Raw genomic sequence first — 23571 nt, forward strand, 5'->3', positions numbered from 1 at the left:
GGATTTTTTACTTTCAACACAGTTACTTATATATTAGGATAAGAAATTTCTTCTAATTTTGTAATTTTTACTAGTGCCTGCTCTATCATTTCAGTAGAACTCTCGTATTCATCTGATAGATCACTTAAATCCTGCTCAATTCCTAGATACCCAAGAACAAGGAAATGAAAAGCTGCTGCCCAAGCTGATACGTTTCTAGGTTCAAGCTCAAAAGGATAACTGATAAAGAAAATCCTTTCTACCATCCCTTTAATATTTTCAAATAGAACGGGGTCACTATGTTCCAATCTTTTTTCTAGTAAATGGAGGATTTCTTTCATTATCGGCTGTGATTGAATATCAGGCAGTTCTGTTGGCACCACCATTATTTCTTCACTAAACTTATTAACGTTCATTTCTTTGTCATATTCCTGCTCTCTTAACAGTGTTAACAACATTGTTTTTAAGAAGGGATGCCCTGAATCAGAGTCGAGGAATTCCTTGATTTCTTCCATAAATGGCCGGATATTTTTTTCTGCCAAACCAGAAATAACAAGCATTTGCTCATTAAGGCTATCTAATGAAGAAAGTTTCAGCTCCTTTACAGGAACATTTTCTTTAGGAAATTCACTTGGCTCAGGATGATCGTTGTCTGCCATTCGTTTGCTAAATTGCAGGATTGTAAGAAAATGGTCTTGCCGGTCAGGCGGAATCTCTTTTTCATCAAAGAGGGCTTCAATGGTTGAGACAATTTCTTGGTATTCATGCAGCTGAATTAAGATGGTCAAATATAGATCGACCATCTGAAAATAATCACCAATTCCTTTAAGCAGCATTTCATTGGCAAGTTCTTTGGCTTTTGTAAAGGCTCCGGACTCAAAGTATGCAAGCACGAGCCCGACTAAAATTTCACTATTTTCCGCATCATGCTCCCTTGCTCCCTCAAGCAAGGTAATCGCTTCTCCATACCTTTTATTCTGCAAGCTCTCTAAGCCCTTATCCGTTAGTCTCTTTTCGAGTCCGGGAAGGAATATGACATTATCTTTCCGTTTCACTCGTTCCCGTTTTTTCATATGATTACCTTCCCTTTTCTTTCCATTATGAAAAATAGTTTAGCATGAATTTTATGAAAAACAAAAAACTATGTTCTCTATCGAAAATTGTGTCATTTCATCACTATGCTTGTCCATACCAAAAGTCTCACATTCTCATAGATTAAAGTAAGCAAATTTTTTTGCTTAATATTATTTGAAGGGAGTTTTTTTTGGGAATTCGCAGAGATTTTTTATTTGTCGGTGATGTCAGCGATAGTTCTGTGGTTCGTTTCAATGCTATAACAGGGCAGGTAATTGATAGTTTTGTGACATCCTTTAGCGGTGGCTTGAATGGGCCTAGAGGAATTATTTTCAACCATACGGGCAATCTTCTTGTCTCCAATCAGAACGTTGAACAACCCCAGAACGGCAATATATTAGAGTACAATGGACAGACCGGGGCATTTCTGAGAGCTCTCGTCAGCTCCGTCCAAAATGGCGCTCCGTTTGCACCGCGCGGCATTGTCCTTTCGAGCAACAATGTTTTATATGTTGCAGACCTACAAAGCCCTAGTGTCGACCCTGACCAGCCAGAGCCAGGCGAACTGCGAGCTTATGATGGTACTACAGGTGCTTTTCTCGGTCTTTTCGATCACTCCTGCTTCGAAGGAACGTTTTTTCCTCGAAGTGTAGTAATTGGGCCAGACAATTTACTATATGTATCGGTCTTCAACCCTTTTAATCCACTAGATGGCTGGGTGCTGCGCTTCGATCCTGGAACAATGGAGTTTATTGACGTTTTCGTCGAAAGCAATGCTATCAACAACCTCCACCGTCCTGAAGGCTTAGTCTTTGGTCCAGATGGCAATCATTATGTAACGAGTTTCCGTGCGGACGAGAATGACACCGATAAAATTCTTATTTTTGATGGCGAGTCTGGCGCATTTTTGGACAAGATTGACCTTGATGTCGTTGGTCAACCGCGTGCCTTTGCAATGGCCATCCTATTTGGACCAGACGGAAAATTGTTTGTTCCGATTTCAGGCAGCGGACCTGATACAGGCTCTGTACGGCGTTATGACGTTCAGAGCAAAACTTTTGATGTTTTCGCACAAGTACCATTAGCTCAATTCTGGTATCTGACATTTGATAAAACGGATCCTGGGACCTTAGCTTATCAGGGCGAATAGGACGAGCTTTATGTATGAAGGGCGGACCCGAGCGGTACCGCCCTTTTCGGCAACAAAAAAACCTCTTATATCGAAAGTGATATAAGAGGTGAATATAATTCTATTTTGGTATGTAGTTAAATGGCGTCCCAGGAGAGATTCGAACTCCCGACCGTACGCTTAGAAGGCGTATGCTCTATCCGGCTGAGCTACTGGGACATAATAAGTTTTTCAAAGACAAGATTTATTATATAAAGGATATAGGTAAAAGTCAACACTATTTGTAGAAATTTTTTGTTCCTAAAAATATTGGGTTGATTGAAGATTTTATTCGACTTGTAGCGGATATTTTCTTCCAAAAATAGTAAGTGATAGAAATGCAGATATTTCGAGTGACCCAAACCTGTTTATGAAAAACTTTTGGGTCAATGCAAGTGGTCTGCATTGACCCAAAACTAATTTTGAAAAGCATTTGTGGCACTCCAGCTAGTCTGCATTGACCCAAAACTTATTTTGAAGGGCCTTTGAGGCACTCCAGCTATCCTGCATTAACCCAAAACTAATTCTGAAAGGCATTTGGGGCACTCAAGCTATCCTGCATTGACCCAAAACTAATTCTGAAAGGCCTTTGGGGCACTCCAGCTAGTCTGCATTGACCCAAATCCACTTCTTAAAAGCTTTTGGGGCATTCCAGCTAGTCTAATGGCGGGATAGCCCTCTTCCCTCATCCTTTTGACAATACAAACTCATTAGCTAACTCTTTTAGTTCACGTCCGCTAATGTCATACACCGACATCTTAATCTTATCCTCTAATAAGTCTAAGATAACATACGTTTTTTCGATACGCCCGCGGGGCAAACGAATGCTGCCGGGATTTAAATAAAGCGTGCCTCCAATTACTTCTGCACCTAATACATGTGAATGGCCAAAACAAACAATATTGGCGGCTACTTCTGCTGCTTTGTAGGACAGATTCATTAGGGATGTTTTTACTGAATACTTGTGACCATGGGTAATAAACAACTTCCTTCCAGCGACCATCGTTGTCGTCTCTAATGGATAATTGTCAAAATCGCAATTTCCCCTCACAGTCAAATAACCCTTCATCACTTCTTCGTCAGGCATTATTTCTGAATCGCCACAATGAATCATTAAATCAACGTTGTTCAAATGCCTTTCCCTTATTTCCTCTAGTTCCTCCGTTAAACCATGACTATCACTTACAACAAGAATTTTACTCATGATTATTCCGCTCTTTCTACAATGGAATCTAAGATGACATCGAGTTTTTTCAAAGCATTGGCCCGATGACTTATTTTGTTCTTCTCATCGGAAGATAATTCTGCCATTGTGCAGTCTTTTTCCGGAACATAAAAGACCGGGTCATAGCCAAATCCATTCGTTCCCCTTTGCTCATCTAGTAACCGGCCTTCACACGTACCAGCTACAGTAATGGTCTCTTTATCAGGGATTGCAACGGCAAGTGCACAATAAAAGCGGGCAGTTCGTTTCTCCACTGAAACACCCTTTAAATCTTCCAACACCTTTTCAAGATTCCTTTGATCATTTTTAGGCTCACCAGCATACCTTGCTGAGTAAATTCCAGGTCTGCCTTCTAAGGCATCCACGATTAAACCAGAATCATCACCAATCACCATTTTATTCAATCGCAACGATATGGCCTCTGCTTTCAATGTTGCATTTTCCTCAAACGTTGTACCTGTTTCTTCCACATCTTCGATTTCAGGGTAATCTAGCAGTGTCCGCACCGCTATTCCTCTAGGAGCAAAAATATGTTCAAATTCTCTAGCCTTACCCGGATTTTTTGTCGCAATAATTACTTCCTTCATACCGTCTAGCCCCTTATTTCTTTTTTCTTGCTTCTATTTTTGATTTGATTTCTTCCCCTAATGCGGTCTTTTGGTGTTCAAACAGTTCCATCAGCCCTTCTTGAGCAGCTCCTAATAAATCGTGCAGCTGCTGGTAAGAGAACGTAGATTCTTCTCCTGTGCCCTGCAATTCTACAAATTCACCATTGCCCGTCATTACAATATTCATATCCACTAAGGCTTTTGAATCTTCCGCATAATTCAAATCAAGAACGGTTTCGTTATTCTTTAAAATCCCTACACTCGTTGCAGCTAGGTAATCTGTAATCGGGAACTTAAAACCTTTTTTATCACCCAGACGATTGAGGGCAATAGCCATTGCCACAAATGCTCCCGTAATCGAAGCAGTTCTTGTACCGCCATCGGCTTGAATGACATCACAATCGATCCAAACCGTTCTTTCACCAAGGGCAGAAAGATCCACAACGGCTCTTAGAGCACGGCCAATTAACCGCTGGATTTCCATGGTTCTGCCGGTAACCTTCCCTTTTGATGATTCACGAATGTTCCTTGTTTCGGTTGCCCGAGGCAGCATAGAGTATTCTGCAGTGATCCAGCCCTTTCCTTCTCCTCGCATAAACGGCGGCACTCGCTCTTCAATACTTGCCGCGCAAATCACTTTTGTATTCCCCACAGAAATAAGGACAGAGCCTTCAGGGTGCATTAAATAGCCTGTTTCAATATGTATAGGTCTTAATTGCAGTCTTTCTCTACCATCAACACGCACTACCATTTCCTCCTTAATGGTGAAATAACCTCACCACCATAAAAAATCAAATAAAGAAGAGGAAGCCAAAAAGGCCCCTCCTCGAGATTGTCACTATATAGTATATCAAAAATAAATTTTTAGAAACTACCTGTATTGACTTTTTCTGGACGAGTTACTGGTTCAGATAATTTTACACCCTTATCATTTACCAGTTCGCCCTTGCCATCTACCATAACAGCAACACTTTCAATCCCCTTTTGTTCGGTCAATGAAAGTACGAGTGCATTAAGTAATTGTTCGGAAACAATTTTTTCTTCAAAGCTACCATAAATCGACTTATTGAAATTTAACGTGACTTTTCCATCTTCGACTTTTGGTGCCTCTAATAATTCCACGTCAGGCATAAAGTCTGAAGCAAGGTTTGATTTTGTATTTGGACCTTTCACCAACTCATTTACGACTGCAACCACATTATTTTTCTCACTTGTGTTAACACGTTTTGTTACCGGTACATAGTAATATGAATCTTCTTCACCGCCAATATAATAGACGGTTACCGGTTTGGTATTGGTAATATCCGTAACCCCTTCAGTATCAAGATTAATACCTGTAGCTCTTGATAGGTTTTCACTAATTGGTGTGCCGTTTACAGGCATTTCATTAAGTTCATGCCCATTCATTTGAAGCTTAACCTTTTTTATGGTATCAAACTGAGTGAGCGTCCATGTAATGGATTCAAGGATTTTCCTTTCATCCTCAGGCTGGTAGTTCTTAAACTCCTTCGAGAAATCGACTACCGCAAGCCCATCTTTAATATTAACGGAAATCTGAGTATCTTCCGGCAGCACGGCTCGGAAGTCATTTGGCAGCATGTCAGTAACTGGTCCATTTGTAACCAAGTGCTCCAATGCCTGTTTTGCTACAGAGGTTGTTTTTGGAAGCGTTAATGTTTGCGGTACCACATATCCATCTTTATTAATTAAGTATAATTCTGTTTTTACTGTTCCTTCAACTTCTTCATTTTGACCAGTGGTTTCCTTAGTCGGGTTTGCTTTATTTTCTGTAACCTGTTTTGGTGGATCTACTTTTTTCTGCACTTCGTTTCCAAACAAACCACACCCCGATAAAAGAAGTGTTGAAGCAAAAACAGCTGTGACTAGTGGTTTCACTTTATTTTTTGACATATTTTTTCCCTCCTAAGACAGTTTGTACTATCATGTATACGAGCCTATTAAACTAATTAGACCGCCTTAGGAAAGAAAATGGGACAAATATTTTCTTGAAAAATAGCACTTTGACATAGAATAGCGTTCCGCTTTGGGTGCTTTCCCTAAAATAAGTGGTGAAATGACAGTTGGATTGGCAGCGCTATTGGTATATAAAAAGGTAAAACTCGCCGCTAGTGAGTTTCTTTATTAGGAATATAAAAACATTATTTAACCGAGTAACCAGCATATGTAAAATAAACGGAGATTTTCCGGTTATCTGCAGAATGAAGCTCATTTCATGGAATATAGGGGGAGATTTTCCGGTTATGCAAATCAAAACCTCCCATTTTCACGTTATTCGAGTCAATAGGCGGAATCTCTCCGTTTATTTGAGCTATTTTTATTAGTATTTATTAATTAAGCGGAATTTTTCCGTCTATTTATCAGAGCAGGTGCTTAATCTGATCCCCCGGACCCTCTTGATCCGAGATGTGGGAATCAACAGCTTTTATAACCTTACTTTATTAATATGGAAAAAGACGTATACCAATTCATACGTCTACAATTCAAGTGGCCTTTTAAAAACCTGAAAAATAGCCCCCTAAATAGGGAGCTTTGACTATAGTTTTATTTTTTTTACATCGTTTACAGGGAATCCGAGCCACTGGGTAGCAATTTTCGAGAAAATATATCTCGATCCTGTAGTATAAAATTCATGGCTTGGTTCATTCTCATCGGTTTCTAGGATACCGTTATACTGAAGAATGGCACTAATCTCCCTTGCCGTTTCATCACCTGAGCTGATGACATTTACACTGTCTCCCATCACCTTTTGGATGAGAGGTTCGAGCAGAGGGTAATGGGTGCAGCCAAGGATTAGGGTATCAAGATTTTGATTTTGCAATGGCTTTAAGGCTTCTATGACAATTCTTTCCGCAATCTCCCCGTCGTACTCTCCACTCTCAACAAGTGGAACGAACTTAGGGCATGCTTGTCCAGTTACAAACAAACGGCTGTTTAGTGCCTTTAACGCTTTTTCATAAGCACCGCTTTTGATGGTCCCTTCTGTACCAATAATCCCAACCCGATAATTTTTTGTACGCTTGATTGCTGTACGTGCTCCAGGATAAATCACTCCTATCACTGGAATACGCAGCTCTCTTCGAATATCATCCAAGACTGCTGCCGTTGCCGTATTACACGCAATCACGAGCATTTTTATGTTTTTTTCTAATAGGAAATTTGTTAATTCCCAAGTAAAGCGTTTGACTTCCTTGAGAGGTCTCGGGCCATACGGGCACCGTGCTGTATCACCCAAGTAGATTATTTTTTCATTCGGAAGCTGTCTAATGATTTCCTTCGCAACCGTTAATCCACCAACTCCGGAATCAATCACACCAATCGGTTGTTTCAAAATTCTCGCCTCTTTTTAAGGCTCTTTTCTTAAACTTTATTGCTTTTTGAGATAAAAGCGCTTATATAGGCTATGATTTGGTCCAAAATAGCCTTCAATTGTAAGAAAAGAGCTGCAAACTTTATTTCAAGCAAAAAATAGTTTGTTCCACGTTAAAATCGGCTTTAGGATTTTAACAACAATCTTTACGGAAACAGAACTTTTTAAAGCATATCTTGATGCAGTTTCATCATATTGTTTTGAAGTTGCTGGACCTCGTCCAACGTGAAATTTGCCAAAACTTCCTGTAAGTAAACTTGACGTTTCTTAATGACCTCATCTATTATTCTTTCACCTTCTTCAAGTAAGTGAATTCTAACAACCCGGCGATCCTTCGGGTCTTTCACTCGTACAACCAGTTGATTTTTCTCCATTCTATCTACAAGGTCGGTTGTTGTACTGAATGCCAAATACATTTTAGTAGACAACTCCCCAATAGTCATATCGCCATCCTCAAAAAGCCATTGAAGTGCCACAAATTGCGGCGGAGTTATTTTATAATGACTTAATATTTCTCTGCCTTTTTGCTTAATGATTCCTGAAATATAACGCAAATCTTTTTCAATTTTAGCCACAATTTCTGCACTAACCTTTTGTGAATTTTCCACAGTCATTCTATAACACTCCTATATTGGTTTTCCCAATGCAATTTCGTAGTCTTTTCCCGTACTTTAAACTTGTTCTTATTTTCTACCTTTTCCGGTGAAATTTCAAGTTGAAAAAATTTCAAAGCAAGAAAAAGCGCTTTTAAAAACATGAACCGGCCTCCCGTAGGATGCCGGTCATGATTAAAGTTCTAGCTCTCCCATACGAAGGAGCTCTACAACTGCTTGTGAACGCCCCTTAACACCAAGCTTTTGCATAGCATTGGAAATATGATTTCGAACCGTCTTTTCGCTTATAAATAATTCACCAGCGATTTCCTTAGTAGTTTTATCCTGTACTAACAGTTCGAATACTTCTCTTTCACGTTTGGTGAGTAACGGCTTGTGAGTATATTCATTCTCCTTCAAGTATTGTGACCCTCCTTGCCTTCGCCAGTAATGAACCTTGGGGTGGGTATATATTTAGTCACGATATCATATGTGAATGACACTGGTGGAGTGACTATAATTGCTATAGAGATAATAATTTTATAAAAAAATAAAAAGTCCCTATTCAAAGGACTTTAAATTGGTTTAGCATATATGATGTAGCGTTCCGGAGCGTCTCCAACAAAACGGAATGGATAACAGGTGATGACGATTAATTCTTCTTCGGTATTTTGCAAAGTAATAATACTTCGATCATCCTTATCGACGATTTTTGTATGGGTTAATTCATATTTAAATTTCCCATTCGGCATATGAACTTCAAAGATATCCCCAGGCTCCAATTCTCCTAAACGCCTGAAAACCGTATCACGGTGTCCAGATAAAACAATCTGGCCATTCTCTCCTGGAAAGTAAGAGCCCTTGTAATGTCCAACACCTTTTTTCAAATCATTCGGGTCTGTGCCTTCAACAATAGCCAACTCAGCTTTAATTTTTGGTATCGTCAATAATCCTACTGTATCGCCAAAGTTTGGAGGTTCCATCTTTTTATTTCTTTTCGGAAGTTCCTCTTTAAATTCAGGAGACTCGGCCTTTGCAACAATCTCCTTTGCTTCTTTGAGTGAAGTATCAGTTTGAAACTTGGTCTCTATAATTTGCCAGACTCCGACTCCAATGACAACCAAACCGGCAAGTATGATTAATAACGGAAGCTTTTTCACACTCATATACCATCCTTTTTCTAACTTTGAGAAATTCTTACTTCTAGTATAGCAAAAGACCTAGTAAAAGTCTTAACCATTAGGAAAGAAAAACCTTCTCTTCATAATAGAAAAGAAGGTTTTAGAATTATGTTTTAGATCCAGCTAAAGCACCAAGGCGCAGCTTTTATTTAAGCATGGTCGCTTCCGAAGAAGCTTCTAAATGCTTGGATGGTAGTATCACGGTTCAATGCTGCAATCGATGTAGTTAAAGGAATTCCTTTCGGACATGATTGTACACAGTTCTGTGAGTTACCACAGTTAGCAAGTCCGCCATCGCCCATAATTGTTTCCAGGCGCTCAGCTTTATTCATCTCACCGGTTGGGTGAGCATTGAAAAGACGTACTTGGGAAAGGGGCTGTGGTCCAATAAAGCTTGAGTTGCTGTTTACATTTGGGCAAGCCTCAAGGCAGACACCGCAAGTCATACATTTTGAAAGTTCATAAGCCCATTGACGTTTTTTCTCAGGCATACGCGGTCCTGGTCCAAGGTCATAGGTACCATCGATTGGAATCCAAGCTTTAACTTTCTTTAAGGCATCAAACATTCTGCTGCGGTCAACTTGCAGGTCACGCACAACAGGGAATGTTTTCATTGGCTCTAAACGGATAGGCTGCTCCAGCTGATCGACGAGTGCCGAACATGATTGGCGCGGCTTACCGTTAATAACCATTGAACATGCTCCACAAACCTCTTCAAGACAGTTACTATCCCATGTAATTGGAGTAGTAGTTTGTCCTTTTGTATTGACAGGATTTCTACGAATTTCCATTAATGCAGAAATTACGTTCATATTCGGACGATATGCTAGTTCAAACTCCTCTTCATATGGAGCAGAATCTGGGCCATCTTGACGTGAGACAATAAATTTTACTGTTTTATTTTCAGACATGCTATTCTACTCCCCCTTGCTTTTTGAGTAATCGCGTTTACGTGGCTGAATCAATGAAACATCTACTTCTTCGTAATGGAATGCCGGTGCAGATGAACCATCAACAAATTTCGCCATTGTTGTTTTTAAGAAGTCTTCATCATTACGGTCAGGGAATTCAGGCTTGTAGTGAGCACCACGGCTTTCATTACGGTTATAAGCGCCAATGGTAATAACACGTGCTAATTGCAGCATGTTTTCTAATTGGCGGGTAAATACTGCTCCCTGGTTACTCCACTTAGAAGTATCATTAATATTGATATTTTTATAACGTTCTAAAAGTTCTTGGATTTTCTCATCCGTCTTTAATAGCTTGTCATTAAAACGTACAACGGTAACATTATCCGTCATCCACTCGCCAAGCTCCTTATGAAGAACATAAGCATTTTCTGTACCGTTTAATGACATAATAGAGTTCCACTTGTTTTCCTGTTCCTTGACGTGACGGTCAAACACAGTAGAAGATACAGAATCTGAACTCTTCTCAAGACCCTTAATATATCGAACAGCATTTGGTCCAACAACCATACCGCCGTATATCGCTGAAAGTAATGAATTGGCTCCTAGACGATTGGCACCATGCTGTGAGAAATCACATTCTCCAGCAGCAAATAGTCCTGGAATGTTGGTCATTTGATCATAATCAACCCATAATCCGCCCATTGAATAGTGGACAGCAGGGAAGATTTTCATAGGAAGTTTACGCGGATCGTCTCCAGTGAACTTCTCATAGATTTCGATAATTCCGCCGAGTTTAATATCCAATTCATGTGGATCCTTGTGAGAAAGGTCAAGGTAAACCATGTTCTCACCATTCACTCCTAGTTTCTGATTCACACACACATCGAAAATTTCACGTGTCGCAATATCACGCGGTACGAGATTTCCGTATGCAGGATATTTCTCTTCAAGGAAGTACCAAGGTTTTCCGTCTTTATACGTCCAAACCCGGCCGCCTTCTCCACGAGCTGATTCACTCATTAATCGGAGCTTATCATCTCCAGGAATAGCAGTTGGGTGAATCTGAATCATCTCACCATTTGCATAATATGCACCTTGTTGATAAACGATAGACGCAGCTGAACCTGTATTGATAACAGAGTTTGTTGTCTTACCAAAGATTATGCCAGGGCCGCCGGTTGCCAGGATTACGGCATCCCCTGCGAAGGATTTGATTTCCATAGACGTTAAGTTCTGTGCAACGATTCCGCGGCAAACGCCATCGTCATCCACAACTGAGCCTAAGAATTCCCAGCCCTCATATTTTGTAACTAATCCAGCTACTTCGTGGCGGCGAACCTGCTCGTCCAACGCATATAGAAGCTGCTGACCTGTTGTCGCACCCGCAAATGCTGTACGGTGGTGCTGCGTACCGCCAAAGCGGCGGAAATCTAATAGTCCTTCTGGGGTACGGTTAAACATAACGCCCATACGGTCCATTAAGTGAATAATTCCAGGTGCTGCTTCACACATCGCCTTTACAGGCGGCTGGTTAGCTAGGAAGTCACCGCCATAAACTGTATCATCAAAGTGAATCCAAGGAGAATCGCCTTCTCCTTTTGTATTTACTGCTCCATTTATACCGCCTTGGGCACAAACTGAGTGGGAACGTTTAACTGGAACAAGTGAAAATAATTCTACAGGTGTTCCTGACTCAGCAACTTTTATGGTTGCCATTAAGCCGGCTAAGCCGCCGCCAACTATGATCACCTTACCTTTACTCATTGTGACTCACTCCCTTAATCCAAAAATCCGATATTTTTCAACACATAGTATGATGTAATTTTTTAAGCAAATGCTAAAAGTGTTCGAATGGCTACAATTGATAGAACTACAAAAACGCCAATTGTAAAATATGTAGAAATTACTTGTGAACGAGGGGAAACTGTAATACCCCAGCTTACAAAGAATGACCACAGACCATTAGCAAAGTGGAAAATAGTCGAGATTACACCAATTATATAGAAAATAAACATAAATGGTGAAGACAGAATATTGGCCATCATATCAAAGTTAACTTCTGTACCGAATGCTGCCGCAACCCGAGTTTGCCAAACGTGCCATGCAATAAAGATTAGGGTAATAACACCTGATACGCGTTGTAATAGGAACATCCAGTTCCTGAAAAACCCATAATTCCCTGCATTGTTTTTCGCTGTAAAAGCAATGTAAAGCCCATAGATTGCATGAAATAAGATTGGTAAATAAATAATTACTGTTTCTAGGATAATTCTAAAAGGTAGGTTCCCCATAAAACCTGCAGCTTTGTTAAAGGATTCCGGTCCTCCTGTAGCAAAATGGTTGACTACTAGATGCTGCACAAGGAATAAACCTATTGGAATAACTCCTAGTAATGAATGCAATCTTCGATTCAAAAACTCACGATTCCCCGCCATAATTAACCCCCCTTGAATTTTTAAAATGATGTTAAGCCCTTTTTAACTTACAGTTCATTTTAATAGTTAGTAAACTTAGCACCACTGTGACAATTATGTGACAAGTCCATTTTACTCTCATCCGCATAGAGCGTCAAGAAAACGTATACACAAAAACTTTAAAAAAATAAAATTTTTAAAATATATTGATATTATATTAAATTATAAGTTTCTTTTCTAGTAATTGGGATTATTTTGTATGAAACCCAATAAAATTCCTAACATTTTTTACAATTATCCGGGAGCCCTCCATCGTTTTTGGAAAACATAATTATGATGAAAGACAGGCTATTATATTGCAAAATAACAATCCTTTATTACTCTAATGCTTTACACACATCACGATAAAAAGTGTTCTTATCGGAAGCCATAATTGTATATAATAGAATGGTAGAAAGAGGGGAAGCTATATGAAAGATAGTAATGTCGTCGAACTTAATTTACATTCGGACGAACCAAAAAATATTTCGTTGTTTGGCTATGAATTAATTAGGGAATTTGTATTGCCAGAAATCTTAGGAAAAGACACTCCCGAAATTCTTTACTGGGCCGGAAAACGATTAGCGCGCAAGCACCCATTAAACACTCTTGATGAAGTAATTGATTTTTTCACAAAAGCCTCTTGGGGGCAGCTCGAATTACAAAATGAGCGAAAAAATGAAATCGAACTTGAACTAACAAGCCCGCTCATTGTCTCTCGAGTCAAATCAAAAGCGGAACATTACTTTCAAATTGAAGCAGGCTTCCTTGCCCAGCAAATCGAACTCCAAAAACAAGCCATCACCGAAACCTTCGAACACCCAGTAAAAAAAGCAAATAAAGTACAATTCACCGTCAAATGGGATCGAAAAGATACACTTTAAAAAATTTTAAAAAAGCTTTCATCGAATAGATGAAAGCTTTTTTTCTCTTTATTCGCTGACCGCAGAAAGACCAAATGCTTGGTGTAGTACTTCTACTGCTTTTAACATATGTTTTTCTTCAAGGACGACTGAAACTTTGATTTCTGAGGTGCTGACCATTTTGATTTGGATCCCGTTGGCTGCAAGGACTTCAAACATTTGTGCTGCGACCCCAGGGTTTGAAATCATGCCTGAACCGACAATTGATACTTTAGCCAATTTATTTTCAGCGTCAAGTCTCTCATAGTTAAGTACATCCTTGTTATTTTCAAGGACATTTAACGTCTCTATAAGGTCATCCGTTTTAATCGAGAAGGCAAGATTCGCTGTTTCTGCTTCTGTTGTACTTTGCACGATAATATCAACGTTTAAATGGTTTTCCGCAAGCGTTGAAAAGATTGTAGATAAACTTGTTAAAGAATTGGCGAGACCCAGTACGCTCACCTTCGTAATTTCATCTTCGAATGCCACTCCACGAACTACAAGGTTTTGTTCCATCGATGCTTCCTCCTCAATCACTGTTCCTTCTTCTATCTCCAAGCTCGAACGTACCTGAAGTGGTACTTGATAATTTTTTGCAAATTCTACTGCTCTTGGGTGTAATACCCCCGCACCTAAATTAGCAAGTTCAAGCATTTCATCATAAGACACTGATTTTAATTTACGTGCACTCTTTACATATCTTGGATCAGTGGTGTATACCCCAGTTACATCCGTATAGATATCACACTTATCCGCTTTAAGAGCTGCCGCAAGTGCTACCGCTGTCGTATCAGATCCGCCACGGCCGAGTGTGGTAATCTCGCCATCTTCAGTGATCCCTTGGAATCCCGCAACAATAACGACTTTACCTTCGTCCAGCTGTTTCTGTACGGATTCTGCATGAATCGTTGTAATACGTGCATTGCCATGGACAGGCTCTGTTAAAATACCAGCCTGCCAGCCAGTAAATGATACCGCAGGCAATTTCTGTTCATTTAAAGCCATTGATAATAATGATATGGTCACCTGTTCTCCAGTGCTTAACAGCATATCCATGTCGCGTTTATTTGGCTGCCCAGAAATTTCTTTCGCCAAGCCGACCAGATGATCTGTTGATTTTCCCATTGCTGAGACAACGACTACCACCTGATTTCCTTGGTCTGTTTCTGCTTTTACCCGCCCTGCTACATTTAGAATTTTTTCCACACTTCCTACCGAAGTGCCGCCAAATTTTTGAACAATTAAACCCATCTTTTTCCCCTGCTTTCACTTGTAGATTAAGAATCATTATCTTTCCGTAAAAAATAAAAAACAATGAGAGGGCATCTCATTGTTTAACATACACAAAAAATTCTTGCGTCTACAATGTAAGATAGCTCTCCAAGACAATCGTCTTGACAATCCGGCATTTATTCAATGCAGGACCAGCAAAGAAAGAAATGAGACTTTCTTCACTTCGGCGAACATCCCCTTTCATGATTCTTCCCAGAAGCTCATCCTTCTCAGAATCATTACTATTGAAGCTCGCACCTCTACCTTCACTTCAGTATTAAAAAGTGATAGTAATTTAAATTTTCACTCATTATAGCATAGCCAATTTTTTCTTACAAGGCTGTTTTTGTTAAGATTATTGTAAAAAGACCATTGCTATGATTGAAGTTTTTTCATTAATTCCTCTGCTACAGGTGCAGGAATCCCAATTGCCCTAAACTCTTCAAAAGTGGCTTCTTTCATTTTCTTAACAGAGCCAAATTCTTTAAGCAATTGCTTTTTTCGCTTCTCCCCTACACCAGGAATGTCATCCAACAAGGAGTGAAATGCGCTTTTTGAGCGGGTTTGACGATGAAAGGTAATCGCAAAACGGTGAACTTCGTCCTGGATTCTTTGTAATAAATAAAACTCTTGGCTGTTTCTGCCAAGTGGTATAATTTCAAGCGGAGTTCCATAGAGAAGCTGAGAAGTCCGGTGCTTCTCATCCTTCACCATTCCAGCTAACGGAATATCTAATCCTAACTCATTTTCGAGTACATCCCTGACAGCCTCAACATGTCCTTTACCGCCATCTATAAGAATTAAATCTGGCAGCGGCAGTTCTTCCTTAAGTGCCCTCGAATACCTTCTTCTTGTTACTTCACGCATGGATTCGTAATCATCAGGACCCGTAACAGATTTGATCTTATATTTTCGGTATTCACGCTTGTTCGGCTTGCCATCGATAAATACAACCATGGCGGATACAGGGTCTGTCCCTTGAATATTCGAATTATCGAATGACTCGATTCGATGAGGGGTATAAATTCCCATAAGTTCACCAAGATTCTCAACCGCTTTTATCGTTCTTACCTCATCTTTTTCAATCAGTGAAAACTTCTCAGCCAATGCAATTTTCGCATTTTTGATCGCCATCTTAACAAGGTCCCTTTTCTGACCGCGCTGCGGCTTTAGAACTTTCACTTGAAGGAGCTGTTCGGCAATCGTTAAATCGATTTCATCCTGAATAAGAACTTCTTTAGGTTTAATATGATTGGATTTTTCATAAAATCGACCAAGAAAAGTGAGAATTTCTTCTTCCGGCTCATTGTAAAACGGGAACATCGAGACGTCACGTTCAATTAGTTTTCCTTGGCGTACGAAGAAAACCTGTACACACATCCAGCCCTTATCGACTGCATAGCCAAATACATCACGATCTGTAAAATCCGTCATCGTAATTTTTTGCTTTTCCATTATGGTTTCGATATGAATAATTTTATCTCGGAATTCCTTGGCACGTTCAAAATCCAATTCTTCCGAAGCACTCGTCATTTTCTCCGTCAGTTCATTCTTTATTTCTTTAAATCCGCCATTAAGGAAACGGGTAATCTCGTCTGTCATTTGCTTGTATTCCTCATCGTGTACCTCATTCACACAAGGTGCCAGACACTGACCCAAATGGTAGTACAAACAAACCCGGTCCGGAAGCGTTGAACATTTTCGTAAGGGATAAATTCGGTCAAGCAGTTTTTTTGTTTCGTTAGCTGCCATGACATTTGGATATGGACCAAAGTATTTGCCTTTATCCTTTTTTACTTTTCTAGTAATGATAAGTTTCGGGTGTCTTTCCGCTGTCAATTTGATGAACGGATAAGTTTTATCATCCTTTAACATGACATTGTATTTTGGATCATATTTTTTGATTAAATTTAATTCAAGCAGCAGTGCTTCAATATTGGATGAGGTAACTATATATTCAAAGTCCTCAATTTCATTGACCAGCCGTAATGTTTTCCCGTCATGCGAGCCAGTGAAATAAGAGCGAACTCGGTTTTTAAGTACTTTTGCTTTTCCTACATAAATGATCGTTCCCTGACGGTCTTTCATTAAGTAGCAGCCAGGCTGATCAGGCAGCAGTGTTAATTTTTGTTTAATATTTTCATTCATTCCAGCTGCTCCTCCCCGTCTCTTAATTATCTATCCTAAAATTTTAAATGATTAAGCGAATAAAGAAAAGCCTAATCTTTTTCCATTGGCTGTTTAAAACTGACCTGTTGATTTCCGCTTCAATCAACAGGGTGCCAAAATTTTTATGTTTAACCCGGTCTTTCAAAAATAAAAAACCCCAGCTAGAACAAATCCAGCTAAGGTTTTTCTTTCTTATACGTGCTTTTCTAATACGCTTGCTAATGCGTCTTTTGGTTGGAAGCCGACAACTTTGTCAACTACTTCGCCATTTTTGAACACTAATAATGTAGGGATACTCATAACGCCGTATTTTGCAGCAGTTTCTTGGTTATCATCTACATCTAATTTCACGATTTTAACTTTCTCGCCCATTTCTGAATCAAGTTCTTCAAGAACTGGAGCGATCATTTTACAAGGTCCACACCATGGAGCCCAGAAATCTGCAAGTACAAGACCAGAGCCTGTTTCGGCAGAGAAATTTGAATCGGTTACGTTTGAAATAGCCATTTGTTTATGCCTCCTAAAAAATTACTAATTACTAACGAAAGTATAGCATTGTTTAAATCATCATGCTAATAATCTGTCTCGCATGTAATTTTCCCTAAATTTCTTTTGATATTCTATGTAATAAGGCGAGCGATTGCTCGCTCACCTTATCTAGTATTGACATTAAGAATGAACTTTAAGCTTTTTAAATTCTTCTGTTAAAAGTGGCACCACTTCAAATAGATCACCAACAATACCGTAATCCGCTACTTTAAAGATATTTGCCTCAGGATCTTTGTTAATTGCAACAATTACCTTTGAGTTAGACATACCCGCTAAGTGCTGGATGGCACCAGAAATTCCGCAGGCAATATATAAGTCAGGTGTTACAACCTTACCTGTTTGTCCAATTTGTAAGGAGTAGTCGCAATAGTCCGCATCACAAGCACCACGTGAAGCTCCAACAGCGCCGCCTAAGACATTGGCGAGTTCTTTTAGAGGTTCGAAGCCTTCCGCACTTTTTACACCGCGTCCGCCTGAGATAACAACTTTTGCTTCACTTAAATCTACACCTTCACTCGCTTTTCTTACTACTTCTTTAATAATGGCACGAAGGTCCTTAATTTCAACAGAAAGGGAAGCCACTTCACCAGTTCTGCTTTCATCCTTTGTTAGTGGTGCAATATTATTTGGTCTTACTGTTGCAAAAATAAGTCCATCTGTAACAATTTTCTTTTCAAAGGCTTTTCCTGAATAAATTGGTCTAGTGAAGACAACATTTCCACCTGCAACCTCAACAGCTGTTGCGTCAGAAATTAATCCAGAAGATAGTTTGGCAGCAATTCTTGGAGAAAGATCTTTCCCAAGAGATGTATGTCCCAAAACAAGCCCTTCTGGTTTTTCTTGGTCAAGTACAGCTAGTAATGCTTGAGCAAAACCATCAGAAGTATATTGACCTAACTTTTCATCCTCTACCACAACAACACGGTCCGCACCATATTGAACGATTTCTGCAGATAAAGCGCTAACATTCTGTCCAATTAAAACCCCTACAACTTCTCCGCCTTCTGCCACTGTTTTTCCAGCAGCAATTGCTTCGAACGTAACATTACGTAAAGAACCGTCACGTGTTTCCCCTAATACCAATACTTTTCTAGTCATCCCTTTACCTCCTGCAAATCAATTTTTGCTTAACAGTATTCTGAAAATTTACGTAAATAAGTATTAAACGACTTTTGCTTCCGAGTGAAGAAGGTTTACAAGTTCCTTTACCTGATCATTTAAGTCTCCAGATAAAACTTTTCCCGCTTCCTTTTTAGCCGGTAAGTAGATTTCGATTGTTTTTGTTTTTGCTTCGACATCGTCTTCTTCTAGATCTAAATCATCTAATTCTAGTTCCTCTAAAGGCTTTTTCTTTGCCTTCATGATTCCTGGTAAAGATGGATAACGCGGCTCATTTAACCCTTGCTGAGCAGTAACGAGTAACGGCAGGCTCGTTTCGATTACTTCAGAATCACCTTCAACATCACGGGTAACCGTTACGTTTGTACCATCAATTTCCAGCTTAGTTATAGTTGTTACATATGGAATGTTCAACAATTCAGCTACACGTGGACCAACTTGGCCAGAACCACCGTCAATGGCTACATTTCCACCTAAAATAAGGTCAGCATTTTTATCCTTTAGATATTCAGCTATGATTTTTGCAGTGGTAAATTGGTCACCGCTTTCTACATCGTCTTCCGTATTAATTAACACTGCTTTATCCGCACCCATTGCAAGGGCTGTACGTAATTGTTTTTCGGATTCTTCCGTACCAACGGAGATAACCGTTACCTCACCGCCTTGGGCATCGCGGACTTGGATCGCCTCTTCAACTGCATATTCATCATAAGGATTGATGATAAACTCTGCTCCATCCTCATTAATTTTTCCGCCAGCAATGGTGATTTTTTCCTCAGTGTCGAATGTTCTTTTCAAAAGTACATAAATGTTCATGTTTTCCCTCCTAAAATGCAAAGATTATTTCTGTTCCCAAGATTAAGAATATTTATAGCAAAAAAATTTATTGGTAACTTCTAGTAAGAATAGAAGTTATTCACCTTTAAAGTGAGGCTCCCTTTTTTCAATGAATGCCTGAATTCCTTCCTTCGCATCAGGTGTTTCAAATATTTCTCCAAACAGCTCAACTTCCTTTTTCACGCCTTCATAAAACTCTTCGGTTTTTGCATAATTTAATAGTTGGATTGTAGCTTTTAATGAACCAGTGCTTTTCTTGGCAATTTTACCTGCCATTTTCAATGCTTGCTCCAACACTTCGTTTTCTGGATATGCATGGTTCGCCAAACCAAATTGAACCGCTTCCAATCCTGTGATTGGTTCAGAGGTAAATAGCATTTCTGCGGCCCGTGCCACTCCGACATATTTAGGCAGTCGTTGTGTACCAGCATACCCTGGGATTAAGCCGAGCTGTAGTTCTGGCAGGCCAAGTTTCGTGTTTTCTCCCACTAAACGGATATGACATGCCATTGCCAGCTCTAAGCCGCCGCCAAGTGCAGCACCATGAATAGCCGCAAGGATTGGTTTGGGGAATTTCTCCATCCGTTCAAACAAAGCTTGGCCATACTTTCCAATATTCGCAAATCCTTCTGAAGAAAAAACGGTTGTGAATTCTTTGATATCCGCACCCGCTGAGAAGAATCGACCTTCCCCATGAATGACAATCACCTTGATGTCAGTATTAGGTTCGATCTCGTCTAGAACAGTTGACAATTCCCTTAATAATCCTGTTGATAGGGCGTTTGCCGGCGGACGTTCGATGGCGATTGTCGCTATCCCGTCTTGATAAGACCATTTTAAGTATTCCAAAAGACTCCCTCCCCTTCTTACACTTGGATTTTACTGCCTGCTGCAGGCCTTAACCAGCAGCTGATGAATAGGCTGAGCAAGTGCAACTAAATCATATTTTTCCTCATTCAAAACCCAGGTTGTAACGGTCTCATCCATCGTGCCGAAAATCATTTGTCTAGCAAGACGGACATCGAGATCACTCGCAAACTCTCCCGATTCTTTACCTTCGATGATGATTTTATCGATCACTTGCAAATATCCTTTAAGAACATTATTTATTCTCAGACGCAGCTCTTTATTAGATTGTCGTAATTCGAGCTGTGTTACGATTGCCATGTGATGATCATCAGCTAGGTTTTTGAAATGAGCATCTATCATCATTAATAACTTCTCCACCGCCGTCTCTTTTCCTGCTATTAATTCCTCTATTTTTTCAATAAAGCTTCCCATTTTCTCTTCAAAGAGTGAAATGAGGATGTCTTCTTTGTTTTTAAAATAAAGATATATGGTACCATCCGCGACACCTGCCTGCTTCGCGATTTTCGAAACCTGTGCCTGATGATATCCCACCTCAGCAATCGCAATGACCGCTGCATCAATGATCTGCATGTATTTAGGTTTATTTTTTTTCACTATTTTCTCTCCTCTGTAAAGAAGATTTATTAAAGCTCTTTTGAAGAAAAGAGCTTGCAAACTAGATTCTAAAAACGAAAAATAACTATTTCCACGTTAAAATCGGCTTTAAGATTTTAACAACAGTCATTACGAAAATAGCCTTTATCAAAAAGAAAAAAATATGAATGAATAATCATTCATATTTTTATAATAGATATTACTTTGATTTCTGTCAAGAAAACAAAGACTATTTTATATTACTTTACTCCATGTTAAGAGACAAGCTTTATCATGCAAAAAAAAGAAGTGCAAGAAGTTAGGCATGTTTTTTGTTTTCTTCCTCTATTTTTCTCATGTCTTCTTCAACGAGTGTTCTTCGTAAAATTTTCCCTATTGCTGTTTTCGGTAATTCCTCTCTAAATTCATATAATCTTGGCGCCTTATAGGCAGCTAAATATTTCCTTGCAAATTGGTTTAAGTCTTCAGAAGTAAGCTTTGAGCCTTCTTTTAACACCACATAGGCTTTTACGGTTTCTCCACGGTATGGGTCAGGAATACCAGCAGCAACTGCCTCTACAACCTCAGGATGTTCATACAAAACTTCTTCAATTTCTCTTGGATATATATTAAATCCGCCAGCGATAATCATATCTTTCTTTCGATCGACGACATAGAAGTATCCATTATCGTCCATATATCCAAGGTCACCTGTATACAGCCAGTCATCTTTTATAGTTTCCTCCGTTGCCTCTGGACTATTCCAATACCCTTTCATGACTTGAGGACCTTTAATGATGATTTCACCAATTTCTCCAACAGGTACGATGTCCCCATTTTCCATCGAAACAATTTTCACTTCTGTATTTGGCCATGGAACACCGATACTTCCTTTTATCCGTGGACGATCCCATAAGAAATTTGCATGTGTCACAGGGGATGATTCTGTCAATCCATATCCTTCAACGAGTTTTCCTCCTGTAATCTCCTCAAATGCCTCTTGTACTTCAATTGGCAGTGGTGCCGAGCCGCTTAGGCAGGAATCAATCGATGACAAATCGTATTTTTTTATATCTGGATGATTTAATAGACCGATATAAATGGTTGGTGCACCTGGAAAAAGTGTTGGCCGCTGCTTTTGAATCGTTTTTAATGTAGTTAAAGCATCAAACTTTGGTAAGATAATCATTTTATATGCCTGCATAACAGATAAAATCATAATGATTGTCATCCCATATACGTGGAAAAATGGGACAATCCCTAAAATTGACTCTTCTCCTGGCTTTGCTTTGTACAGCCAGGCGCTGCACATGGAAGAGTTTGCTACTAAATTTCGATGTGTCAGCATAACTCCTTTGGGAGAACCTGTTGTTCCGCCTGTATATTGAAGCAGGGCAACATCCTCCTCAAAATCGAAGCTATACTCCACTAGTTTTGTAGGTTTCATTTTTACGATTTCTTTAAATAAGTGAGTATTGCCTTCATGTTTAACATTCACGACAATTCCATATTGCTTTTTCTGGATAAAAGGGTAAACTAAATTTTTTGGAAATGGCAGATAGTCTTTGATAGCGGTTACAATTATGTGCTGCAAATTAGTCTTAGGCATCACCTTAGAAGCACGAGGATAGAGGATGTCGAGTGTGATGATCGCTTTTGCTCCGGAGTCCTTCATTTGGTATTCAAGTTCACGTTCCGTGTATAATGGGTTTGTTTGAACAACAATCCCACCAGCCATTAGTATCCCAAAATAACTGATGACGGATTGCGGGGTATTAGCTAGCATGATCGCAACTCGGTCACCTTTTGATATCCCAATTTGCTGAAGGTAGCTGGCAAAAGATAATGACTCTTCGTATAGCTCTTTATAGGTCATTTCCTTCCCCATAAAATGGATAGCTGTTTTTTCTGGAAAGTTATTCGCCGCATCAACAAGATACTGTTGAACTGGCGCCTTTCTAAATTCTAGTTCTCTAGGAATTTCATCTGGATAAGACACGAGCCACGGTTTTGACTCATACATAGTAACCCTCCTTATATTCAATTGTAAAATTTTCCACTCCCCTTCATTATAATATAGTCAGACTCTTTAAACAATTAGAATTATAAGATATGTTTACTATTTCACGAAAGAAAAAAATCATCGCGCAAATGTAACGGCGATGATTTTTCTGATTGATTATAACAACATGTACCCCAAACCGATTAGCAAAAACAAGGCGCATAAACCAAGAAGTACTTTAGCTAATGTCTCCACTTTTTTCTCCCCTTACAATATTCCCGCACCTATTACATAGGATAAGCCGATCGATATAATCATGGCAATGAATCCAACAGCACGATTGTCATTTTTAATTTCATCATCTATGTTAAATTTAGGTGTTAAAAATTCAAAGATAAAATATCCAGCCAGTAAAAGCATAAAACCAAATACTCCCCAGCTAATCATTGTTACCAAAGAATCATTTTGTTCAATGGAATAACGGAAAATGTTAGCAATTCCGAATATTTTCCCTCCGGTTGCCATTGCCACAGCAAAATTACCGTTTTTGATTTCATCCCAATTTTTATATTTTGTAACTAATTCAAAAATGGCTAAAAATACTATGACACATAATATAACTACGCTATAATTGGCTGCACTTTGAACATACATATTATCCCAAAACTGGTTCATTGCACAATCTCCCCGAATAT

At 39.3% G+C, this 23571-nt stretch carries 23 protein-coding genes, 1 tRNA gene and 1 riboswitch; of the genes, 2 read left to right on the forward strand and 22 right to left on the reverse strand.

The window, feature by feature from the left end; genetic code table 11:
* Positions 1 to 26: 26 nt before the first annotated feature.
* A complete protein-coding gene (locus AC2TFD_RS23345; RefSeq protein ID WP_484674074.1) occupies positions 27 to 1052 on the reverse strand; it encodes a tetratricopeptide repeat protein in 1026 nt (341 codons plus the stop codon).
* A gap of 191 nt (positions 1053 to 1243) precedes the next feature.
* Here AC2TFD_RS23345 and AC2TFD_RS23350 point away from each other — a divergent pair, with 191 nt between their 5' ends.
* Positions 1244 to 2203, forward strand: a complete 960-nt coding sequence (locus AC2TFD_RS23350; protein ID WP_484674075.1) for a Vgb family protein — start codon at positions 1244 to 1246, stop codon at positions 2201 to 2203.
* A gap of 121 nt (positions 2204 to 2324) precedes the next feature.
* On the opposite strand, the gene AC2TFD_RS23355 is transcribed toward AC2TFD_RS23350, so the two are convergent.
* The 12 genes from AC2TFD_RS23355 to AC2TFD_RS23410 form a co-directional block, all read right to left on the reverse strand.
* A tRNA-Arg gene (locus AC2TFD_RS23355) sits at positions 2325 to 2401 on the reverse strand.
* A gap of 505 nt (positions 2402 to 2906) precedes the next feature.
* Positions 2907 to 3425, reverse strand: a complete 519-nt coding sequence (locus AC2TFD_RS23360; RefSeq protein ID WP_335567128.1) for a metallophosphoesterase family protein — start codon at positions 3423 to 3425, stop codon at positions 2907 to 2909.
* 2 nt (positions 3426 to 3427) lie between these two features.
* Positions 3428 to 4033, reverse strand: a complete 606-nt coding sequence (locus AC2TFD_RS23365) for an XTP/dITP diphosphatase (protein ID WP_335567129.1) — start codon at positions 4031 to 4033, stop codon at positions 3428 to 3430.
* Positions 4034 to 4046: 13 nt separating this feature from the next.
* Positions 4047 to 4799, reverse strand: coding sequence for a ribonuclease PH (gene rph, locus AC2TFD_RS23370; protein WP_335514967.1), 753 nt, complete (start codon positions 4797 to 4799; stop codon positions 4047 to 4049).
* A gap of 119 nt (positions 4800 to 4918) precedes the next feature.
* The gene (locus tag AC2TFD_RS23375) at positions 4919 to 5965 is read right to left on the reverse strand and encodes a GerMN domain-containing protein (RefSeq protein WP_335567130.1); all 1047 of its coding nucleotides are present in this window, start codon (positions 5963 to 5965) and stop codon (positions 4919 to 4921) included.
* Positions 5966 to 6608: 643 nt separating this feature from the next.
* Complete coding sequence (racE, locus tag AC2TFD_RS23380; RefSeq protein ID WP_335567131.1) at positions 6609 to 7403, reverse strand: glutamate racemase; 795 nt, start codon at positions 7401 to 7403, stop codon at positions 6609 to 6611.
* A 203-nt stretch (positions 7404 to 7606) separates the two neighbouring features.
* Positions 7607 to 8056 carry a MarR family winged helix-turn-helix transcriptional regulator gene (locus AC2TFD_RS23385; RefSeq protein ID WP_335514974.1) on the reverse strand — a complete coding sequence of 150 codons (450 nt, stop codon included), beginning with the start codon at positions 8054 to 8056 and terminating at the stop codon, positions 7607 to 7609.
* 174 nt (positions 8057 to 8230) lie between these two features.
* On the reverse strand, positions 8231 to 8455 hold the full coding sequence (gene gerE / locus AC2TFD_RS23390) for a spore germination transcription factor GerE (RefSeq protein WP_009796032.1): 225 nt from the start codon (positions 8453 to 8455) through the stop codon (positions 8231 to 8233).
* Positions 8456 to 8610: 155 nt separating this feature from the next.
* Positions 8611 to 9201: a class D sortase gene (locus AC2TFD_RS23395; protein WP_335514978.1), complete on the reverse strand. Its 591-nt coding sequence runs from the start codon at positions 9199 to 9201 to the stop codon at positions 8611 to 8613.
* Positions 9202 to 9365: 164 nt separating this feature from the next.
* Positions 9366 to 10127: a succinate dehydrogenase iron-sulfur subunit gene (sdhB, locus tag AC2TFD_RS23400; RefSeq protein ID WP_484674076.1), complete on the reverse strand. Its 762-nt coding sequence runs from the start codon at positions 10125 to 10127 to the stop codon at positions 9366 to 9368.
* A gap of 6 nt (positions 10128 to 10133) precedes the next feature.
* The gene (gene sdhA / locus AC2TFD_RS23405) at positions 10134 to 11891 is read right to left on the reverse strand and encodes a succinate dehydrogenase flavoprotein subunit (protein ID WP_484674077.1); all 1758 of its coding nucleotides are present in this window, start codon (positions 11889 to 11891) and stop codon (positions 10134 to 10136) included.
* 62 nt (positions 11892 to 11953) lie between these two features.
* A complete protein-coding gene (locus tag AC2TFD_RS23410; RefSeq protein ID WP_335514985.1) occupies positions 11954 to 12562 on the reverse strand; it encodes a succinate dehydrogenase cytochrome b558 subunit in 609 nt (202 codons plus the stop codon).
* A 449-nt stretch (positions 12563 to 13011) separates the two neighbouring features.
* Here AC2TFD_RS23410 and AC2TFD_RS23415 point away from each other — a divergent pair, with 449 nt between their 5' ends.
* Positions 13012 to 13464: a YslB family protein gene (locus AC2TFD_RS23415; protein WP_484674078.1), complete on the forward strand. Its 453-nt coding sequence runs from the start codon at positions 13012 to 13014 to the stop codon at positions 13462 to 13464.
* Between the two features lie 48 nt (positions 13465 to 13512).
* Here the strand turns inward: AC2TFD_RS23415 and AC2TFD_RS23420 are convergent, their stop codons facing one another.
* The 9 genes from AC2TFD_RS23420 to AC2TFD_RS23460 form a co-directional block, all read right to left on the reverse strand.
* Positions 13513 to 14736, reverse strand: coding sequence for an aspartate kinase (locus AC2TFD_RS23420; RefSeq protein WP_484674079.1), 1224 nt, complete (start codon positions 14734 to 14736; stop codon positions 13513 to 13515).
* A gap of 114 nt (positions 14737 to 14850) precedes the next feature.
* Positions 14851 to 15028, reverse strand: a riboswitch (Lysine riboswitch).
* A gap of 104 nt (positions 15029 to 15132) precedes the next feature.
* On the reverse strand, positions 15133 to 16905 hold the full coding sequence (gene uvrC / locus AC2TFD_RS23425) for an excinuclease ABC subunit UvrC (protein WP_484674080.1): 1773 nt from the start codon (positions 16903 to 16905) through the stop codon (positions 15133 to 15135).
* 213 nt (positions 16906 to 17118) lie between these two features.
* Positions 17119 to 17433, reverse strand: a complete 315-nt coding sequence (gene trxA / locus AC2TFD_RS23430; RefSeq protein WP_335517360.1) for a thioredoxin — start codon at positions 17431 to 17433, stop codon at positions 17119 to 17121.
* Between the two features lie 162 nt (positions 17434 to 17595).
* On the reverse strand, positions 17596 to 18573 hold the full coding sequence (locus tag AC2TFD_RS23435) for an electron transfer flavoprotein subunit alpha/FixB family protein (RefSeq protein WP_335517363.1): 978 nt from the start codon (positions 18571 to 18573) through the stop codon (positions 17596 to 17598).
* Positions 18574 to 18636: 63 nt separating this feature from the next.
* Positions 18637 to 19410: an electron transfer flavoprotein subunit beta/FixA family protein gene (locus AC2TFD_RS23440; protein WP_484674081.1), complete on the reverse strand. Its 774-nt coding sequence runs from the start codon at positions 19408 to 19410 to the stop codon at positions 18637 to 18639.
* A 96-nt stretch (positions 19411 to 19506) separates the two neighbouring features.
* Positions 19507 to 20280 carry an enoyl-CoA hydratase gene (locus tag AC2TFD_RS23445; protein WP_335567137.1) on the reverse strand — a complete coding sequence of 258 codons (774 nt, stop codon included), beginning with the start codon at positions 20278 to 20280 and terminating at the stop codon, positions 19507 to 19509.
* Positions 20281 to 20310: 30 nt separating this feature from the next.
* A complete protein-coding gene (fadR, locus tag AC2TFD_RS23450) occupies positions 20311 to 20895 on the reverse strand; it encodes a fatty acid metabolism transcriptional regulator FadR (RefSeq protein WP_335517372.1) in 585 nt (194 codons plus the stop codon).
* Positions 20896 to 21193: 298 nt separating this feature from the next.
* The gene (locus AC2TFD_RS23455; RefSeq protein ID WP_484674082.1) at positions 21194 to 22897 is read right to left on the reverse strand and encodes a long-chain-fatty-acid--CoA ligase; all 1704 of its coding nucleotides are present in this window, start codon (positions 22895 to 22897) and stop codon (positions 21194 to 21196) included.
* Positions 22898 to 23143: 246 nt separating this feature from the next.
* Positions 23144 to 23551, reverse strand: coding sequence for a DUF350 domain-containing protein (locus AC2TFD_RS23460; protein WP_335517379.1), 408 nt, complete (start codon positions 23549 to 23551; stop codon positions 23144 to 23146).
* Between the last annotated feature and the right edge of the window lie 20 nt (positions 23552 to 23571).

The sequence above is a fragment of the Neobacillus sp. plas4 genome, assembly GCF_057221695.1.

Coding starts and splice junctions, on each gene's coding strand:
- AC2TFD_RS23415 (WP_484674078.1), top strand. CDS start 13,012: ATGAAAGATAGTAATGTCGTCGAACTTAATTTACATTCGGACGAACCA.
- AC2TFD_RS23360 (WP_335567128.1), bottom strand. CDS start 3,425: ATGAGTAAAATTCTTGTTGTAAGTGATAGTCATGGTTTAACGGAGGAA.
- AC2TFD_RS23385 (WP_335514974.1), bottom strand. CDS start 8,056: ATGACTGTGGAAAATTCACAAAAGGTTAGTGCAGAAATTGTGGCTAAA.
- AC2TFD_RS23395 (WP_335514978.1), bottom strand. CDS start 9,201: ATGAGTGTGAAAAAGCTTCCGTTATTAATCATACTTGCCGGTTTGGTT.
- AC2TFD_RS23460 (WP_335517379.1), bottom strand. CDS start 23,551: ATGAACCAGTTTTGGGATAATATGTATGTTCAAAGTGCAGCCAATTAT.
- AC2TFD_RS23420 (WP_484674079.1), bottom strand. CDS start 14,736: ATGGGTTTAATTGTTCAAAAATTTGGCGGCACTTCGGTAGGAAGTGTG.
- AC2TFD_RS23440 (WP_484674081.1), bottom strand. CDS start 19,410: ATGAACATTTATGTACTTTTGAAAAGAACATTCGACACTGAGGAAAAA.
- AC2TFD_RS23435 (WP_335517363.1), bottom strand. CDS start 18,573: ATGACTAGAAAAGTATTGGTATTAGGGGAAACACGTGACGGTTCTTTA.
- sdhA (WP_484674077.1), bottom strand. CDS start 11,891: ATGAGTAAAGGTAAGGTGATCATAGTTGGCGGCGGCTTAGCCGGCTTA.
- AC2TFD_RS23410 (WP_335514985.1), bottom strand. CDS start 12,562: ATGGCGGGGAATCGTGAGTTTTTGAATCGAAGATTGCATTCATTACTA.
- AC2TFD_RS23345 (WP_484674074.1), bottom strand. CDS start 1,052: ATGAAAAAACGGGAACGAGTGAAACGGAAAGATAATGTCATATTCCTT.
- uvrC (WP_484674080.1), bottom strand. CDS start 16,905: ATGAATGAAAATATTAAACAAAAATTAACACTGCTGCCTGATCAGCCT.
- sdhB (WP_484674076.1), bottom strand. CDS start 10,127: ATGTCTGAAAATAAAACAGTAAAATTTATTGTCTCACGTCAAGATGGC.
- AC2TFD_RS23365 (WP_335567129.1), bottom strand. CDS start 4,033: ATGAAGGAAGTAATTATTGCGACAAAAAATCCGGGTAAGGCTAGAGAA.
- AC2TFD_RS23455 (WP_484674082.1), bottom strand. CDS start 22,897: ATGTATGAGTCAAAACCGTGGCTCGTGTCTTATCCAGATGAAATTCCT.
- AC2TFD_RS23375 (WP_335567130.1), bottom strand. CDS start 5,965: ATGTCAAAAAATAAAGTGAAACCACTAGTCACAGCTGTTTTTGCTTCA.
- trxA (WP_335517360.1), bottom strand. CDS start 17,433: ATGGCTATTTCAAACGTAACCGATTCAAATTTCTCTGCCGAAACAGGC.